Below are 17,793 nucleotides of genomic sequence, written 5' to 3'. Positions count from 1 at the left end.
TACTTTAAGGAAATGAGTTTAAGAAAATATATAGGTAATAAGACAATAGCAGCATTGGCGGCGATTGTAACTGTGTTTGCTGATACACGCGGGGCCTTCGCCCAGGCGGCTGCAGGCGCTGCAAGTGCAGAGCAGGCCGTTGATATGGGACCTGTTTATAAGTCGGCAGTTTTTTATGTGATGGCCTTTTTACTGGTTTGCTTATTTATAGCAATAGTCGGTAAAGCGTTAAAGGTATACGAACTTACAAGAGAGGCACAGGGAAGGACACGGGGTATCAACTGGAATACCGTTAACGGTGTGCTGTTCGCACTATTCCTTATTGTTGGTTTGTATGGTGTTTACTGGGAATATACCGTACACGGAAGCATGATCCTTCCGGAGGCGGCCTCAGAGCATGGTGCCAAGATCGATAACATGTTTGAGATCACACTGATCATTACTACCATTGTATTTATCCTTACACACATCCTGCTGTTCGCCTTTGCTTATTTCTATAAGTTCGACGGCAAGAGAAAAGCCTATTTCTATCCGCATAATAATGCTTTGGAGCGAATCTGGACTATTATTCCGGCATTGGTGTTAACCGTTTTGGTACTTATGGGTTTCTTCACCTGGAGGTCTATTTTCTACAAAATTGAGGATCCGAATAACAAGCCGATCAACATTGAAGTTACCTCATCGCAGTTCGCCTGGGCTATCCGTTATCCCGGAGCTGATGGTGTGGTAGGTTTAAAGAACTACAAGCTGATCACGGCAGAAAATGCTTTGGGTGTTGATTTCAAAGACAGGAAGGCACTGGATGATCAGATCGCCGACGAAATGGTTATTCCTGTAAATAAGCCGGTACGTCTTATTCTGACCAGTAAGGACGTTATCCACAGTTTTTATATGCCGCATTTTAGGGTTCAGCTCAATACTGTTCCTGGTATGACCAGCTACTTTGAGTTTACTCCGACGATCACCACAGAGGAGATGAAGGCGAAAACAAACGACCCTAAATTTGATTACCTGTTTCTTTGCGCCAAAATATGTGGCGATGGTCACTACAAGATGCAGCGTAAAGTTCGCGTGGTTTCGGAGCAGGAATACAAAGAGTGGGTGGCTGAGCAGCCAACGTATATTACCGATGAGCTGAGGAACAGGTACATTTCCCCTGTAATCGCTCCACCGGCTACTTCGCCAGCGTTAAACGATTCAACGTCGACAGATAGTGATACAACTGCGACTTCTACCCCAAACAATTAATATTTATACTGGATTAGCATATTATGTCAACTATATCATTACACGATACTCACCAACACGATAGCCATGACGATCATGGTCATCACAAAGAGACGTTTTTCACGAAATACGTCTTCAGTCAGGACCATAAAATGATCGCCAAGCAGTTCTTGATAACTGGTATTATCATGGCTGTGATTGCAATGATCTTATCGATCCTTTTCCGGTTACAATTGGCCTGGCCAGACAAAACTTTCCCGCTTTTGGAGAGCTTCCTTGGTAAATGGGCTGAGGGCGGCAGAATTAAGCCTGATTTCTATCTTGCGCTGGTTACTATACATGGTACCATCATGGTATTTTTTGTATTGACTGCAGGGCTGAGTGGTACGTTCAGTAACTTGTTGATCCCACTGCAGATTGGTGCACGCGATATGGCATCTCCTTTCCTGAACATGCTTTCGTACTGGTTCTTCTTTACCGCCTGCGTTATCATGATGAGTTCGTTCTTCATCCAGACTGGTCCGGCCAGTGCGGGGTGGACAATTTATCCGCCGCTGTCAGCTTTGCCAACAGCAATCAGCGGGTCCGGACTTGGTATGACGCTTTGGCTGATCAGTATGGTGCTGTTCGTTGCTTCATCGCTTATGGGTGGTATCAACTATGTGAGTACAGTATTGAACATGCGTACAAAAGGCATGGACCTTTGGAAAATGCCGCTGCCTATCTGGGCGTTTTTCCTCACCGCTATCCTGGGTATCCTTTCATTCCCTGTGTTGGTTGCGGGTGTCGTCCTTCTTATTTTTGACCGTAGCTTTGGCACAAGTTTCTACTTATCCGATATTGTTTTGGGTACACAGATTCTGCCAAATGAGGGTGGATCGCCGATTCTGTGGCAGCACTTGTTCTGGTTCCTGGGTCACCCGGAGGTATATATCGTTATCATGCCTGCCCTTGGTATCTCATCGGAAGTAATTTCGGTTAACTCAAGGAAGCCGATCTTCGGATACCATGCGATGATCTATTCACTGATCGGTATCACCGTATTGTCTTTCATTGTTTGGGGTCACCACATGTTTGTGACGGGTATGAATCCGTTGCTGGGTGGTGTGTTCATGATTACCACACTGATTATCGCTGTGCCTTCCGCTGTAAAGACCTTTAACTACTTGGCTACACTTTGGCGTGGTAATATCAAGTTTACGCCAGCTATGCTGTTCGCAATTGGCTTGGTGTCATTCTTCATCTCAGGTGGTTTGACCGGTATATTCCTGGGTAACGCATCGCTCGATATCAACCTTCACGATACTTACTTCGTTGTCGCTCACTTCCACCTGGTAATGGGTTCGGCGGCTATCTTCGGTATGCTTGCTGGTGTATATCACTGGTATCCCCGGATGTTCGGACGTATGATGAGTGCCAAATTAGGTTATCTGCATTTCTGGTTAACATTCATCGCAGCCTATCTGGTGTTCTTCCCATTACACTTCCTCGGTCTGGACGGCGTTCCGCGTCGCTACTATGCATTTACGGAATTTGAGTTTATGCAAAAATGGCTTACTGTAAACGTATTTGTGACTTGGGCGGCTATCATCGGAGCTTTAGCTCAGGTAGCATTCCTTTGGAACTTCTTTTATTCGATCTTCAGAGGAAAGCGTGCACCTCAAAACCCTTGGGGCGCGAATACACTAGAATGGACCGCTCCTGTAGAACATATCCATGGAAACTGGCCAGGAGAAATTCCGACAGTATACCGCTGGCCGTATGACTATAGCAAGCCTGGTGCAGAAGAGGATTTTATTCCTCAGACAATTCCTTTCTCACAAACCATGAGTTCTAATATGCCGCACGATTTTGAAGGAAATCCTGAATTTGAGCGTATCCAAAGAGAGTGGGAGGAGCAGGAGAAAGCTTCAGCAGGATCAAAACTAGACTAATTTATAGTTTATAACGGGACGGGTATCTGCTGTAAGTATAAGCTTACCAGATACCCTTCTTTTTAAATTCACATATATAATGGTTCCTAAATCTGAGCGTAGGTTTATCAGGCTTAACTTAATTACGATTGTAATTACCCTACTGGTTATTCTCGCAGGAGGGGTTGTGCGGAGCACGGGCTCAGGCATGGGCTGCCCGGATTGGCCAAAATGCTTCGACCAGTACGTGCCGCCTACCTCTGCCTCTCAGTTGCCGGCCGACTATAAGGAGAAATATGTGAACGGGCGTATTGCCAAGAATGAGCGTTTTGCCAAAACCCTGGAAAGGTTAGGTAAGGGGCACCTCGCTGACAGCATCAGGCATGACGAGTCGATTCGTGAACCAGAGGAATTTAATGTCGCAAAAACCTGGACGGAATATATAAACCGTCTGGTCGGAGCGCTTACAGGCGTTATGCTTCTGGCGGTTGCCATCGCATCTTTTACGTATCGTAAAACAGCGAAGCGCATCGTTGTGCTCAGCATACTGAACATTTTTGTAGTGGCTTATCAAGCCTGGCTCGGATCCATTGTCGTGTCTACCAACCTGATGCCCTGGATTGTTACTGTACACATGTTATTGGCCTTGGTAATCCTTGCCATACTCATCTACACCTATTATTACGCGAGGAAGATGAGGCAGCAGGCTGTTCTTGCTGCCGGTAAAACCGGTACATTAACAATGATACTGTTTCTGTCAATCGCATTGAGTGTTGTGCAGATCGTAGTGGGAACGGAAGTAAGGGAGGCTATCGACGCTATTGCAAAGTCACTTTTTTATGCTCAGCGCGAGACCTGGGTGGGCAAAGTAGGAACACATTTTCTATATCACAGGGACCTGGCAATCGCTGTGCTGGTCATAAATATTATTATATATGCGATTATGAGGCGCCTGTACAAAGGTAGCAAAGAACAAATGTTCGTTGCCAATGCCGTCGTGATCGTTTTGCTGATACAATTGCTCACCGGGGTGCTTCTTGCTAATTTTGCCTTACCGCCGTATGCACAGGCTATGCATATCCTTTTCAGCACCATGCTGTTCGGGCTGCAATATTATCTGTATTTATTAGTTTACAAGACAGGCAGCTTTAACCAAACGAATTAATATAAATATCTTGAAGCAGTTTTTGAAAGATTTTTCCAAGCTCATTAAGTTCAGACTTACCTTCCTGGTGGTGTTTTCTGCTTCGGTCACCTTCCTGATTGGCTCTAAGGTACCTGTAGACGGTGTTGTGCCTGGAATCAACTGGATGAACTGGCTTATCCTGATTGCGGGAGGTTTTCTGGTAACCTCGGCCGCCAATTGTTTCAACGAAGTTATTGAAGTTGACCTGGACAAGCTGATGAGCCGTACCAAGGACAGGCCTATGCCGGCCGGCCATATGACCACGGGTCAGGGACTCGTATCAGGCCTGGTGATGGGGATGTTAGGTACCTGGCTTCTGGGCAAACTAAACATAGAAACCGGGTTGCTCTCGGTATTCTCTATATTTTTATATGCCTTTGCATATACGCCGCTGAAAAGGAAATCGCCTATTGCGGTATTTGTCGGGGCTTTTCCAGGCGCCCTGCCTCCGCTGATCGGATATGTCGCCGCCCATGGCAGAATAGACGGCATTGCGGTTATCCTTTTTCTTATTCAGTTTGTATGGCAGTTCCCGCATTTCTGGTCGATCGCCTGGGTGCTGGATGACGACTATAAGAAGGCGGGATTCAGACTTCTGCCAACCACCAAAAGGGACAAGGCGAGCGCCTTTATCACATTTCTTAGTACACTGGTGCTGATACCGGTAAGTTTACTGCCTGTCTTTTACGGATTCGGCGGCTATTATCTAGCCGGGGCATCGGTCATTTTCGGAGCCGTATTTGCCTGGCTGGCATTTAAAATGTGGATGAATATGGAGATGAGCAGTGCCAGAAAGGTGATGTTCTGTTCGTTCTTTTACCTGCCGGTTGTACAACTGGTATTATTGTTTGATTTTATAAATAAATAGATATGGTACATACATTAGACAAGCAAAATGAGGGGTTAGGGGAAGGGATGGATATGAAACCAAAGAAGTTTATTCTTTGGCTGTTTGTCGTGTCTTCGACAATTATGTTCGGTGGCTGGACAAGTTATTACATCGTATTCTCGGCGGCGAAAGGTAAAGGGCATGGCCTGGTGCTTCCGGAGCTGTTTACTTACAGCACAATCGTACTGGTTGTAAGCAGTGCCTGTTTGTTTCTGGCTTCCCGTGCCCTTAAGTCGGGAGCACTGGGTAAGCAGCGCGTATGGTTGTGGATCACCTTGATTCTGGGCCTTGTTTTTGCATATATGCAGTTTTCTGCCTGGCGCGTCCTGGTAGACACCGGGGCATTTCTGACGAACAATAATGCCGCTATCTCCATGATCTACATTGTGTCGGGCTTTCACCTGCTGCACATCGTTGCCGGCATCGCGCTGATGGTATCTGCAATCGCCGGATCGTATGGACAGATCAGCGCGGAGCGACGCAAATACCGCATGGATATAGCATCCATATTTTGGCATTTTATAGATATATTGTGGATATATCTGTATGTTTTTTTACTTTTGAACAGTTAGATTTTTTAACAAATTATTACTAAACATAAAATGAGTTCATTATCACAGTTGGATCAGGTAAAAACTACTCCATGGAGTGGAGGCCGCTCACCTTGGTCGGTAGAGTACGGCAAAATAATGATGTGGTTTTTCCTTGTTTCCGATGCCTTTACCTTCTCGTCATTATTGATCTATTATGGAGCTCAGCGCTTCAGTAAATTTACATGGCCTGATCCGGATCTGGTATTTCAGTCTATACCCGGTATAACCGACAGCGGCGCCCCCTTGGTGTTCGTAGGTATTATGACTTTTATCCTGATTATGAGTTCGGTAACAATGGTACTAGCTGTTGAAGCAGGACACAGGGGTGCTAAACGTGAGGTGATCTGGTGGATGGTAGCTACCATTATTGGTGGTTTCATGTTCCTTGGCTGTCAGGCTGCAGAATGGACCCATTTGTTCCACGAAGGGTTTGGCTGGGGCAAAATCCCGAACATGGAAACGCTGAGTCACTTGTTTAACGGTGAGGTGGATACGGTAGCTGCACAGCAATTCTCGAACCTTTTCTTTACGATCACTGGTTTTCACGGTTTCCACGTATTCAGTGGTGTCATCATCAATATCATTATTCTTTGCATGACGATCAATGGCACGTTTGAGAGACGCGGCCATTATCTAATGGTTGAAAAAGTAGGCTTATACTGGCACTTTGTGGACCTTGTATGGGTATTCGTATTTACATTCTTCTATCTTGTTTAATCTTCAAAAATTATGTCACAAATACATACAGACCACGCTAATGAATCGCATGCACACGAAGAGCATGCTGGACTGGACAAAAAGAGAATCTGGCAGGTATTCGGTATTCTGTTGCTGATCACTGTAATTGAATTTTTTATAGCACTTTGGGTTCTTCCAAAAGGTTATATGTCTCACGGTGTTGGAAACTTCATCTACATCGCCTTAACGATTCTGAAAGCCTATTATATCGTTGCTTACTTCATGCACCTGAAATATGAGAAAGTCGGACTGCAGCTGTCGCTGACACTGTCTTTCATTTTCATCATATATTTTATCGTCCTGATGCTTATTGAGGGCGATTATCTGCGCGTGCATATGGGCTAGGCGATGAATAATAAAACTTCATTAAAAAAAGTATTAATCCTGGTAACCATATTGGCGGTGCCAGGATTTTTATATTATATCCTTCAGGATCAGGGAAAGAACAGGTACAGGCCTTTACCGCGTTTTCACCCGGTAAAAATCGGCGGAAGCTTCCATTCAGAGCGGGGCAAGCTGATACCGGACACCATATTTCACAAGGTTGGTGATTTTAAATTTTTAAATCAGAAGGGCGATACCTTAAGCTGGGCGAATTATGGGGGCGATATTACAGTGTTCAACCTGTTTTACACCTGGGGTCATACCGACGGACTGAAAGCAGTGAACGGCGTAGTTCAGATGCTGAATAAAGCGTACGAGAGAAATCCGCGTATAAGATTTGTGAGCCTTTCCATTGATCCTACAGCAGACCGTCCGGATCGTTTGCGCATTTACGCAGACAGCCTGAACGCTATGCCTGGAAAATGGAATCTGGTGACCGGTGATAGTGCCCAGGTTTTCAAGTTTATCAACGAGCAGTTGTTTGTTGATGCAGCAACGGCTTATGGCCGCGGCGGCAAACAGTTTTCCTACGGGAACATGCTTGTACTGGTTGACCCCAGCCGGCAGATCAGGGGCTACTACGAGGCCTATAATCATGAAGCAGTGGCAAGGCTGAATGACGAGATTAAAGTTTTACTTGCCGAAGTTTTAAGAAATACAAAAGATGGAAGGTAGCCTTCAAACTCCCCCGATGAATTCAAGCGATAAGCTTTTTTCTAAACTCATATGGATCGTAACTGCAGTTGTGCTGCTGGTTGTTATAGCGCTTAAGCTTGTACCGCCACCGGAAGCGAAGCCTTCCTTTATCTATATCCTTCCGCACCTTATTGGTGCCATTAATGCCACATGCTCGGTTTTACTTGTGGTATCCTTCATATTCATCAAGCGCAAGAACATTCAGGCACATAAGGTGACTAATGTGATTACCTTCATTTTGTCAGCTATCTTTCTGATTTTCTATATCCTGTTTCACTTGTACGAAAAGGACACACGTTTTGGTGACGTGGATCATGACGGGCTGCTTTCTGCAACTGAACTCGCGGCGGTGGGCGCGACAAGGTATTTCTACTTCTTCATATTGTTGACGCATATATTGCTGGCGATTATTGTGCTGCCGTTGATTTTGATCAGCTTCCTAAGAGGATTCAGTATGCAGATAGAGCGGCATAAAAAAATTGTAAGATGGGCTTTTCCGGTATGGCTTTATGTGGCAGTGACGGGAGTCATCGTATATCTGATGATCTCGCCATACTATAACTTTTAGACGGTTCTTTTTCATTTCTTTCGTATATTTACCACATGAAAAAGATAGTCTATATCTTCTTTTGTGTATTGTTGCTGTCGGCAGCTTCTGCGCAACAAGCTTCAGCGCAGTGCGCCATGTGCAGCGTTAATGCGGAGCAAAGCGTAAAAAATGGCAATACCCAGGGTAAAGGTCTCAATTCAGGTATCTTGTATCTTTTAGCTATTCCCTATCTGCTTATATCGGGTATGGGCATATTATGGTATGTGAAATACCGTAAAAAAACGACAGGATATGCCGGAAACATCTAAGCTTTACGCTATTGTAAACGCCAAATGCCCCCAGTGCAGAAGAGGCGATATCTTTACAGGCAGTTTATACGGTTTCAACATACAACGCACGAGGGAAACCTGCGAGCACTGTGGTCAGCGCTTTGAAATTGAGCCCGGATATTTCTACGCGGCCATGTATGTCAGTTACGCTATGAACGTTGCCGAGATGGTGACGCTGGCTGTAGCAACCTATGTTTTTTCGGGCGGTGACCTGAGTTATGAGTCATTATGGCTTTATCTTACCGTTATCCTGGTAGGCTGTCTGTTACTGGCGCCTTTCAATTACCGTTATTCGAGGGTGCTGCTGCTGCATTTGCTCTCGCCAAAAATATCGTATAAACCCCAGTATGATAAGCCATGATCAGGCCTGAAAGTTTAAAGTTCATTGCAGACGTTGCCGAAAATAACGACCGGGAGTGGTTTGCTGAAAACAAACACCGTTATGAGGATGCCAAGGCTAATGTCCTCGCCTTTGTAGAGCAGCTTATTCCTGAACTTGCAGCGGTTGATCCGGAGTTTCCCCTGGATACGCCTGCCAAAAAGTGCCTTTTGCGTATCTATCGGGATGTACGTTTCAGTAAAAACAAAGACCCGTATAAAACCAATTACGGGATCTCTTTTACTGCCAAAGGCAAAGGTATTCCGCAACCCGGATACTATCTGCACATTCAGCCCGGCGAATGCTTTTTTGCAGCAGGCTTCTGGATGCCCGAAAGTCATGTATTGAAAAAGATACGTGAAGAAATTGACTACAACACCACCGAGTTTCTGGAGATCATTGAAGCGCCTGAATTTCGCAAACGCTTTAGTTTGAGCGACGAAGACAAGCTGAAAACGGCTCCGAAAGGCTATGAGGCCAGTCACCCGCAGATCGAATTGCTTAAACTGAAGAGCTTCATAGCCATTTATCCGTTAAAAGAGAAAGACTTTCTGCAGCCAGCAATCGTGGATAAGTTGAAAACTGCGTTTGAAGCTGTATATCCTTTTATGCTATTTTTGAGGAATGCCGTAGTACAATAGTGCGGGCACACACTCAAATGAAACCAACAACCAGATGAAAAAGATCAGTTTTCTATTATTTGCCGTGATGATGGCAAGTGCATTCAGTTCCTGCGTTATCTTATCGCCCAAAAAGTACAAATCACTGCTTTCTAAACAAGATTCTTTAAGTGCAGGGTGGACGGAAGCCCAGGCTAAAAACGAAAGTCTTGAAAACCTCATATATCGTTTACGGCGTGACACTACTGGTTTAAACAGTGCCCTGGCCGAGCTAAGAAACCGTTATACCGAGATGGACAGCAACTACGCCAAGCTGCGCCAGAACAGTTCGAACGAGATCAATAAATTGTCGGGCGACCTGAAACGACGTGAGCAGCGGCTCAAGGAGGTAGAGGAGATCCTGCGCAAGCGCGATGAGGCAACCAACCAGCTTAAAGAAAAACTACAGCAGGCTCTGCTCGGATTTGCTAAGAGCGGACTTACTGTCGAGATCAGGAACGGAAAGGTATACGTTTCACTTACCGATAAACTATTATTCCCCTCAGGAAGCATCATTATCGATGAAAAAGGCCGTCAGGCATTGAGTCAGCTGGCCGAGGTGCTCAAGCAGCAGCCCGAGATCAACATCGCGGTAGAAGGCCATACAGATTCTCAAAAGATCACCAACCTGGGGCAGATCAAAGACAACTGGGACTTAAGTGTACTGCGGTCAACCTCCGTGGTCAGGTATCTTACCGAAGTGAGTAAAGTAGAAAGCGTACGCATGACCGCTACAGGTAAGGGCGAATATCAGCCTCTTGCCGAAAATACGAGCGCAGAAGGACGCAGCCGAAACCGCAGGATCGAGATTGTGCTGTCACCTAAACTCGACGAACTCTATGAATTGATTAAGCAATAAGCTTAAACATATTCCATAAGCGTTCTGAAGGCTACGAATTTGTTTTCATACCGGTCTGTAAGTTCTGCTTGCAGACCGGGTGCAAAACGTTGCTGGTAGTCGTTATACTCCTCCATATTCTCCGCAACATACTGTGCGCAATAGGTTACCCCCTCATTCGGCGAATCGAGCACTCTCAGGAGCCTGTTAGATACAAACTTGCCGGTCGCCAGCACTTTAGGGATATGATCTTCCTGCATCCACCGGAGCCAGTCGGCCGCAATATCCTCTTCAATAATAATGGTAACGTTGTATAAAAGCATGTGGTAAAGATAGCGACTAAGTCTCAATATTGTCGCCCCGAAGTTTACGGAAGCGCTTCCTGGCTTCGTCCGCAAGCAGGCTGCCCGGATGGTCGTTGATCAGTCGCTCGTACAGCAGCCTGGCCTGTTCCGGCTGCTGCAGGTCTTTCTCGTAGAGACCGGCCAGGGTAAACAGCGCATCGTCCGCCCAGATGCTTTGGTTGCCCAGGCCAATGAGCGCCTTAAGCACTTCCTCTGCCTTACGCAGTTCGCCAGTGCTGATGTAAATGGCCGACTTGGCCATCAGTATGTCGTCGGCCAGGCTGTTTTGCGGGAAGGCTTTGCCGATACTGTCCAGCTTCGCAAGCGACTGCGGACGCAGGTTTCTAAACTCGAGCATCTTCGCATCCGCGTACATCTTCAGCGCGCTGCTGTCTGCCGGGTTCTGCAGGTTGTCTGAAATAAGCAGGCTCAGATTAAGGGCATCATTTGCCATCAACTGGGAAGTCGAAGCCTTCAACACATCGGCCTGCGAGCGGGCATAGTCGAAATTTCCCTGGTAAAAAGATAACCGCGCTGAACGGAAACGGGCCTCGCTGCTTACGGGCTGCCCTTCAAACTGCTTCGATACCTGTTCATACACCAGGAAAGCCTCCCATGGCTGGTTAGTAAGCACATAAATGTCTCCCAGATCAAGCTTGATTTCAGCAAGGAGCAAAGGCCTGAGCTGCGGCACAGCAAGTGCTTCCTCTAAAGTCCTTTCCGCTGCTTTGAGATCCTTAACATAATGCGCCTGCAGGTTGGCCAGCTTCTTCATGGCAAATACTGTCTGCGCCGTCTTGCCGAATTCGTTGATCAGCGTATCATATTGAGCCGCCAGCGTCAGAATATCCTTCCGTTCAAACTTACCTGAAACAGCCAGCTCGTATTTGGTTTCAATGAGCCCGATCCTGGCCTGGATGAAGTAAGGGTTTTCGCGGCCCTTTGCCGTCAGATATTCAAAAGCCTTTATAGCAGTGTGGTAGGCCTTGTTGCCCAAAAAAGTCGAAGCCGCATGAAACACCGGCGTTCCGTCGCCGTTCAGCCGTTTATCGAGTGCGATCAGCTGCTTTAATACCATCTCATATTCCTGCAACTGCATATATTGCCAAATAAGCAATTGCGTAAGCGCTTCAGCGTCCGGTTTTTTTTGTAATTTCTTGAGGAGCGCCGATTGAAGCGTAAGAAAATCACTGCGTTCACTGAGGACGGTCGACAATACACTCTCTGCCTGAGGCAAAAGTTCAGGTTCTTCCTCGAGTACGTTGAGGTATTCGCCAATCAGCATGTACTTGTCTTTACGAAAGCGGTAAACACTCACCAGTTCGTAATGAAAGGCCATGGGGTTATTGAGTATTTTTCGTCCCTGCAGCAAGGTGGATACGCTCTGGTCGTACGCCTGAAAACTATTGAAGATATTAGAAAGCTCGCGTATCCGAAGCTCGTTTGCCGGCAGGTCGTTGATCACAGAAGCAAAGGTCCGGTTTGCTGCCTCCGCCCAACCTTTCTCTAGCTGCAGCCTGCCCAGCGCAATGCGGTAGTGCGGGTTTTTTGCATCCTGTTTCAGCAGTTTTTTAGTCAGCCTCTCTACCTCCTCCAGTCTTTTCAGTTTAAACAGGGCGTTCACGTAAAAATCATAGATCTGATCGTTTCCCGAGCGTGCAAAGGCCTGTTCAAAAAGCCGTGCCGCTTCCTCAAACTCGCCCCGATGATAGTGCTCATAAGCCTGCATCTCGCCGGTGTTCTGCTGCGCAAAGCAGCATATCGAGGACATCCATATGCACAGCGTAACAATGAGATTTTTCATATTCGAAGGGAATTCTTAAAATTACAAATTACAAAAGCAAAGTAACAATATTAGTGTAGAGTAGCTATACCAAACTGATGATGCGTAGTTTTGTCGGGCAGAAAGTATGAGCAATCTGAAAAAATATATCTTATTGGTCCTGGCGGTATTTGCCATAGACTGCCAGCAAAGGCAGGAGATGGAAAAGTTGCCGGTCGACGCCTTTTTTAAGGCGCAGGACAGGACCAGCTACCGGATATCACCGGATGGGCTCAACCTGGCTTACCTCAAGCTGGAAAACAGAAATCAGAATCTGTACGTGGAAGACATCCAGACAGGCAAGGCCAGGAAAATCACCAACCTGAAGGATAGGGATATCGGATTTTACTTTTGGGTGGACCAGGACGAGCTGATCTATTTCAAGCAAACCGACCCGCTAAAGAAATTGTCTGATATTTTCATCGTCAACAAAGACGGAAAAGACACGCGCCAGCTTACCAGCAACGAGCGTGGGCAGATCAAAGTTTTGGAAGACCAGCTCATCGACGACCAGTATATCCTGATCTCGTCCAACAAACGCGATTCAACGGTTTTTGATGTTTACCGCCTCAATGTGCGTAGTGGCACTATGGAAATGGCCGCCCAAAACCCGGGCAACATTACAAGTTGGACTACAGATGCCGAGGGGAAGCTTCGCCTGGCCACCAGCAGCGACGGGATTAACGAAACCCTGCTGTACCGGGAAAGTGAGCAGAGCAGTTTTAAACCAGTAATTACCAATAACTTCAAAACAGCCTTCAGGCCGGTGGCATTCGCCTTTGGAAGTCCCCACGTCGTATATGCCATTTCCAGCATAAACCGCGATAAAAGTGCTTTGGTAGAATTCGATTGCCGTACAGGCAAAGAGATCCGGCAGGTGTTTGCCAGCGACACGCTGAATATCACCGACGCCCAATACTCCCGGAAAAAACGGAAGATCGCCTTCGTGGTGTATCAAACCTGGAAGAAGGAAAAGCATTACCTCGACGATTCCGTGAAGGCACTTTATCAAAAACTCGACAAGTTGCTTCCTGGAACTGAGACCAGGATCATTGACCGCGACGAGGCAGAGTCTGTTTATATTGTACGAACGTTTACCGACCGAAATCCAGGTGCTTATTATTTGTATTTTGAGAACGCCAACAAGCTCCGGAAACTGAGTGATTTTAACCCGGCCATACGCGAGGCCATTATGTGCGATATGAAGCCTGTAAGTTTTCTGGCGCGCGACGGCATGAAGATCAACGGTTATCTGACGCTCCCTTCAGGCGGGGCGTCGCAGAATTTGCCGGTGGTCGTCCTTCCGCACGACGGTCCCGTACGTCGTGATCTCTGGGGCTACGATCCGGAGGTGCAGTTTCTGGCCAACAGGGGTTATGCCGTGTTTCAGATCAATTACCGCGGCTCTTCCGGCTACGGCAAGGAATTTATGTCGGCCGGCTTTAAGGAATGGGGCGGCAAAGTGCAGAACGACGTTACCGATGGGGTAAACTGGCTTATAGATCAAAAGATTGCCGACCCGCGCAGGGTGGGGATATACGGAACCGGTTTCGGCGGATACATAGCGCTCAGTGCCGTCTGTTCAGAACCGGAGCTTTTTACCTGTGCGGCATCCAATTCAGGCGTTATCAACCTGTTTACCTTTCTTAAATCCATCCCGCCGTATCTGAAGCCTAATCTGCAGATGTTTTACGAAGTGTTTGGCAATCCGCTAACCGATGTAGACAAGATGAGGCATACCTCGCCATTGTTTCAAACCGAGCGCATCAACATCCCGGTATTTATTGCACAGGACGTTAAAGACCCGAACAACAATACCAGTGAAACTGTGCAGTTCGTCCGCAACCTTCAAAAGCGCAAAGTCAGTGTTACCTATCTGGAAAACGAAGGGAATGTTCATCACGGCAAAGACGACACAAACCGGCAGCGTTATTACCACGCGCTCGAACAATTTCTGGAAGTTAACCTGAAAAAGAAGTAACTTAGGTAATGTCTTCAGACAAAAAGAGCGGCTACCGGAAGAATTTTTCGCTGATCATCACCTTCATCATCCTGATGATGGTCTTGTTCATCCTCTCGCTGTTCCTTGCGTACAGGTTCAGTACCAAGATCATAGAGAATGAGTTTGCTTCCGAGAAGGTTAATGTCCTGGAAGAAAGCATAAAAGCATATAACGATTTCTTCCAGAAAAAGCTTCCCGAGGTTTCTTATTATAACGGCTATCTCGATTCTGCCACAGCCTCCCACTTTGTGGATACGGTATTGCTGGAATATCCCTTTGTGTCTAAGGTCATCTTTTACGATTCGGAGGTGCGCAATACGCCGGTAAGCGACGGCTTAAACACCGGGCGGTTTTCCTTCGGCCCCAAGCGCATCTATCAGTTTGGCAGCCTGGTACCGGCCGATTCTGTCCTGCTTTTTTCTACCGACCATACGCGCAACTTTATTGCTGGTGATGACTTTAACCAGCTGGCACTTAAACTGGCGGCCTATGTAGAAAGCCTGGATACGACTAGTATGCCCAGTCAGGAGGAACTGTTTAGTAATTTCAGCATTGTGCGGGCCAATAAGATCAGCTATCTGAACATCCCAAGGATGGAAGACCTGAAGATGTACAAACGCATGATGCGAAGGCGCCTGGAACCACAGCCGGTGTACCAGCAGGATATGCTTAGCTTCCAGCTCGACCCTTATAAGATACGGCTCGCCAATACCCGCCCGCACCTGTATCAGCACGTTAGAATTGAGCCGCTTACTTACGATCCGCTCGATACCTCTATCTCCTACGTCTCTACGGAAATTGCTCTTCCCGGGCCTTTTTCCGACTATAAGCTTTACCTAATCTCTTCGCAGTCTTTCATCGACAAAGAAATATTCAATTATTTTTTGCCGATTGCCATCGGGATACTCCTCTTTTACGGCATTGTGGTGCTGGTGGCCTTCCTCATCTACCGCAACCTGAACATCAACCAGAAAATGTTTAAACTGCAGTACGATTTCGTAAACAACCTGACGCATGAATTTAAGACGCCGGTCAGCGTCATTAAGATTGCCGGCAATAACATAAAAAGCGCAGCGGCACTGTCGCAGCGTGAGCTGTCGCATTACGGAAAGATACTCGACGAAGAAGCTGACAAGCTGAACGGCTTAATGAACAAGCTGCTGGCTTTCACCCAAATCGAGAACCGCGCTATTAAGCTTAATCAGGACCTGATCAATATTGAGGAGTTCATCTCAGGTACCGTCGAATCGCATAAGCTCAAGCACCCTGACTTCGAATTCACCTACGAGGTGTCTGGCTTCAAGACCATTATTACCGATCCGGTTTTGCTGGGAAGTTTGTTCGATAACCTGGCCGAAAACGCGTATAAGTACTCGCCGCCAAACCGTAAAAAGCTGCACGTGAGTGCTATGCTTGTCAAGGGAAAAGCGGTGTTCAGGTTTGCCGATCAGGGTATCGGTATACCTGCTTCCGAAATAAATAATATCTTTAAGAAGTTTTTCCGGATACAGAACCAATATAACCAGAACGGCAGCGTAGGCCTGGGGCTGGCTTTCTGTAAGGAACTGGTCAACTTTATGGGCGGAGAGGTCAGCGTGAAAAGCCGGGTCGACAAAGGAACTGAATTTAAAATTGTATTACCATATCATGATTAAATTGTATGTCAAAAGGGGTTAAAATACTAATTGTTGAAGATGATGAAAATCTTAGATTTCTGGTGGCGCACCGTCTGAAAGCTGAAGACTATGACATACTGGAAGTGGGAGATGGGGAGACGGCAGAAAAGGTCATTCTTGAAGAAAAGCCTGATATCGTGCTGCTCGACTGGATGCTGCCAGGTAAGCAGGGCGCAGACGTATGTGAATCTGTGCGCCGACAGGGCTTCGATAACCTGATCATTATGATGACGGCCAAAGCCCAGGATGTAGACAAAATAGATGCTTATAACGTTGGCGTGTCAGACTATGTTACCAAGCCTTTCAATATGGATGTGCTGGTGGCCATGCTCGACAACAAGGTAAAGTACATTTTAAATAGCGACCGCACAGAAGTGCACCGTTTCGGCGATATGGAGCATCAGCCTAATATCCATACGCTGTTCAGGAATGGTAGAAAGATTGAGCTTACCATCCTCGAGAACCGGATATTGCTGTATTTCCTGCGGAATCCAAACAAGGTCATTAACCGAGACGAGCTCATGCTGGTGGTATGGGGCTATAACTCCGACGTAAATACCAGGACACTCGATATGCACATTGTACGCCTGCGTAAAAAAATAGAAGAAAACCCGGATAACCCGCAGCTGCTGCAAACCGTGCGCGGTGTGGGCTATCGTTTCAATCCATAATACTAACCCACGAGGGTTGTGATGTAGCCCGAAGCTAGCAGCATAAGATATTGCAGCAGCATGGTGCCATCGAGCCAGAGGAAATAGTAATACTCGTTTTTTCTGATCCCCGAATGAAAAATGAGCCATCCGGTAACGATCAGCGTAGCGCTTAGTGCAAGCACATCGCTGGTTGTTGCCTGATTAAATAAAAGCAGAAATAAGAAGTAGCCTACCAGCAGGACCTGGCAAAAGATATAGGCCTTGCGTTCACCCAGCATCACCGGAATAGTTTTAAGCTCATACAATTTGTCCTGGAACAAGTCCCTGATATCAAAAGGTACTGTTATGGCCGCTACAAACAGGAAGCGCTTGGCGACCAGCAACAACGCGTCTACGGTCGAAATGTTGATCTGGTGATTGTGCTCCATCTCCACAATCGGGAGCAGTACCGTGCCGGCCGACCACACAAAGGCGATTAAAAATAGCTTAATGCCCGGAATATTGCGCAGACCGATCTTCTGGTGATTAAGCGTAAGGAAGGGGAGGCTGTAGCCCACCGCCAGAACCCCTATAAAGATCATGAGCAACTGGCCTTCAATACTCAGGTACCAGAGAAACAACGGGATAAGGCAAAGTCCCGCGATGAGGGTAATGGAAATGATTAGGCGGTAATGCGAGAAGATCCACCTCACACGCAGATAGGGCGAATGCGACGGGTTCTTCGGTTTGGAAAGTACCATGCTGAAATTATACTGGCTTATCGTGGCAAAAAACAAAAAGGCCAGGATATAGATATCTGGCGTTGCGTTCAGCAAATGATAAGTTACCAATCCCTGCGCCACTGCGCAAATGGCAATGAACAGATTCGAAAAGAGCAGAAAATCGAGTACAGGCTGGAGTACTTTTTTCATCATA

General features: G+C 46.7%; 19 protein-coding genes. 16 read left to right on the top strand and 3 right to left on the bottom strand.

What is annotated here, in order from left to right; genetic code table 11:
- Positions 1-12: 12 nt before the first annotated feature.
- The 13 genes from J3P40_RS01355 (at position 13) to J3P40_RS01295 (ending at position 10,402) form a co-directional block, all read left to right on the top strand.
- Positions 13-1,248 (top strand): cytochrome c oxidase subunit II, encoded by a 1,236-nt coding sequence (locus J3P40_RS01355; RefSeq protein ID WP_256002064.1) that lies wholly within the window; start codon positions 13-15, stop codon positions 1,246-1,248.
- Positions 1,249-1,271: 23 nt separating this feature from the next.
- Complete coding sequence (locus tag J3P40_RS01350; RefSeq protein WP_256002063.1) at positions 1,272-3,161, top strand: cytochrome c oxidase subunit I; 1,890 nt, start codon at positions 1,272-1,274, stop codon at positions 3,159-3,161.
- 79 nt (positions 3,162-3,240) lie between these two features.
- The gene (locus J3P40_RS01345; protein ID WP_256002062.1) at positions 3,241-4,305 is read left to right on the top strand and encodes a COX15/CtaA family protein; all 1,065 of its coding nucleotides are present in this window, start codon (positions 3,241-3,243) and stop codon (positions 4,303-4,305) included.
- A 10-nt stretch (positions 4,306-4,315) separates the two neighbouring features.
- Positions 4,316-5,194, top strand: a complete 879-nt coding sequence (gene cyoE, locus J3P40_RS01340; protein WP_256002061.1) for a heme o synthase — start codon at positions 4,316-4,318, stop codon at positions 5,192-5,194.
- A gap of 2 nt (positions 5,195-5,196) precedes the next feature.
- Entirely contained in the window at positions 5,197-5,787 is a 591-nt protein-coding gene (locus J3P40_RS01335) for a cytochrome c oxidase subunit 3 (RefSeq protein WP_256002060.1), read from the top strand.
- A 30-nt stretch (positions 5,788-5,817) separates the two neighbouring features.
- Positions 5,818-6,525 (top strand): cytochrome c oxidase subunit 3, encoded by a 708-nt coding sequence (locus J3P40_RS01330; protein ID WP_256002059.1) that lies wholly within the window; start codon positions 5,818-5,820, stop codon positions 6,523-6,525.
- 12 nt (positions 6,526-6,537) lie between these two features.
- Entirely contained in the window at positions 6,538-6,891 is a 354-nt protein-coding gene (locus J3P40_RS01325) for a cytochrome C oxidase subunit IV family protein (RefSeq protein ID WP_256002058.1), read from the top strand.
- Positions 6,892-6,894: 3 nt separating this feature from the next.
- Positions 6,895-7,605, top strand: coding sequence for an SCO family protein (locus J3P40_RS01320; RefSeq protein WP_256002057.1), 711 nt, complete (start codon positions 6,895-6,897; stop codon positions 7,603-7,605).
- A gap of 16 nt (positions 7,606-7,621) precedes the next feature.
- Positions 7,622-8,194 (top strand): DUF420 domain-containing protein, encoded by a 573-nt coding sequence (locus J3P40_RS01315; RefSeq protein WP_256002056.1) that lies wholly within the window; start codon positions 7,622-7,624, stop codon positions 8,192-8,194.
- 35 nt (positions 8,195-8,229) lie between these two features.
- On the top strand, positions 8,230-8,484 hold the full coding sequence (locus tag J3P40_RS01310) for a CAMCR motif-containing small membrane protein (protein WP_256002055.1): 255 nt from the start codon (positions 8,230-8,232) through the stop codon (positions 8,482-8,484).
- Entirely contained in the window at positions 8,468-8,866 is a 399-nt protein-coding gene (locus tag J3P40_RS01305; protein ID WP_256002054.1) for a DUF983 domain-containing protein, read from the top strand. Before J3P40_RS01310 ends, J3P40_RS01305 begins: the two co-directional genes overlap by 17 nt.
- Complete coding sequence (locus J3P40_RS01300) at positions 8,863-9,525, top strand: DUF2461 domain-containing protein (protein ID WP_256002053.1); 663 nt, start codon at positions 8,863-8,865, stop codon at positions 9,523-9,525. The genes J3P40_RS01305 and J3P40_RS01300 overlap by 4 nt, the downstream gene beginning before the upstream one ends.
- 34 nt (positions 9,526-9,559) lie before the next feature.
- Complete coding sequence (locus tag J3P40_RS01295; RefSeq protein ID WP_256002052.1) at positions 9,560-10,402, top strand: OmpA/MotB family protein; 843 nt, start codon at positions 9,560-9,562, stop codon at positions 10,400-10,402.
- Between the two features lie 2 nt (positions 10,403-10,404).
- On the opposite strand, the gene J3P40_RS01290 is transcribed toward J3P40_RS01295, so the two are convergent.
- Positions 10,405-10,704, bottom strand: coding sequence for a DUF4286 family protein (locus J3P40_RS01290; protein WP_256002051.1), 300 nt, complete (start codon positions 10,702-10,704; stop codon positions 10,405-10,407).
- A 16-nt stretch (positions 10,705-10,720) separates the two neighbouring features.
- Positions 10,721-12,529, bottom strand: a complete 1,809-nt coding sequence (locus J3P40_RS01285) for a tetratricopeptide repeat protein (protein ID WP_256002050.1) — start codon at positions 12,527-12,529, stop codon at positions 10,721-10,723.
- Positions 12,530-12,635: 106 nt separating this feature from the next.
- Here J3P40_RS01285 and J3P40_RS01280 point away from each other — a divergent pair, with 106 nt between their 5' ends.
- From J3P40_RS01280 to J3P40_RS01270, 3 genes are read left to right on the top strand one after another with little or no spacing between them, the layout of a single operon-like run.
- Positions 12,636-14,528 carry a S9 family peptidase gene (locus J3P40_RS01280; protein ID WP_256002049.1) on the top strand — a complete coding sequence of 631 codons (1,893 nt, stop codon included), beginning with the start codon at positions 12,636-12,638 and terminating at the stop codon, positions 14,526-14,528.
- A gap of 8 nt (positions 14,529-14,536) precedes the next feature.
- On the top strand, positions 14,537-16,204 hold the full coding sequence (locus J3P40_RS01275) for a sensor histidine kinase (RefSeq protein WP_256002048.1): 1,668 nt from the start codon (positions 14,537-14,539) through the stop codon (positions 16,202-16,204).
- A 5-nt stretch (positions 16,205-16,209) separates the two neighbouring features.
- Positions 16,210-16,896, top strand: coding sequence for a response regulator transcription factor (locus J3P40_RS01270; RefSeq protein WP_256002047.1), 687 nt, complete (start codon positions 16,210-16,212; stop codon positions 16,894-16,896).
- Positions 16,897-16,898: 2 nt separating this feature from the next.
- Here J3P40_RS01270 and J3P40_RS01265 read toward each other — a convergent pair whose 3' ends face one another.
- Entirely contained in the window at positions 16,899-17,792 is an 894-nt protein-coding gene (locus J3P40_RS01265) for a UbiA prenyltransferase family protein (RefSeq protein WP_256002046.1), read from the bottom strand.
- Between the last annotated feature and the right edge of the window lies 1 nt (position 17,793).

The organism is Pedobacter deserti (assembly GCF_024436415.1).
Taxonomy (GTDB): domain Bacteria; phylum Bacteroidota; class Bacteroidia; order Sphingobacteriales; family Sphingobacteriaceae; genus Pedobacter; species Pedobacter faecalis.
This window is presented reverse-complemented; position numbering and strand designations above follow the sequence as displayed.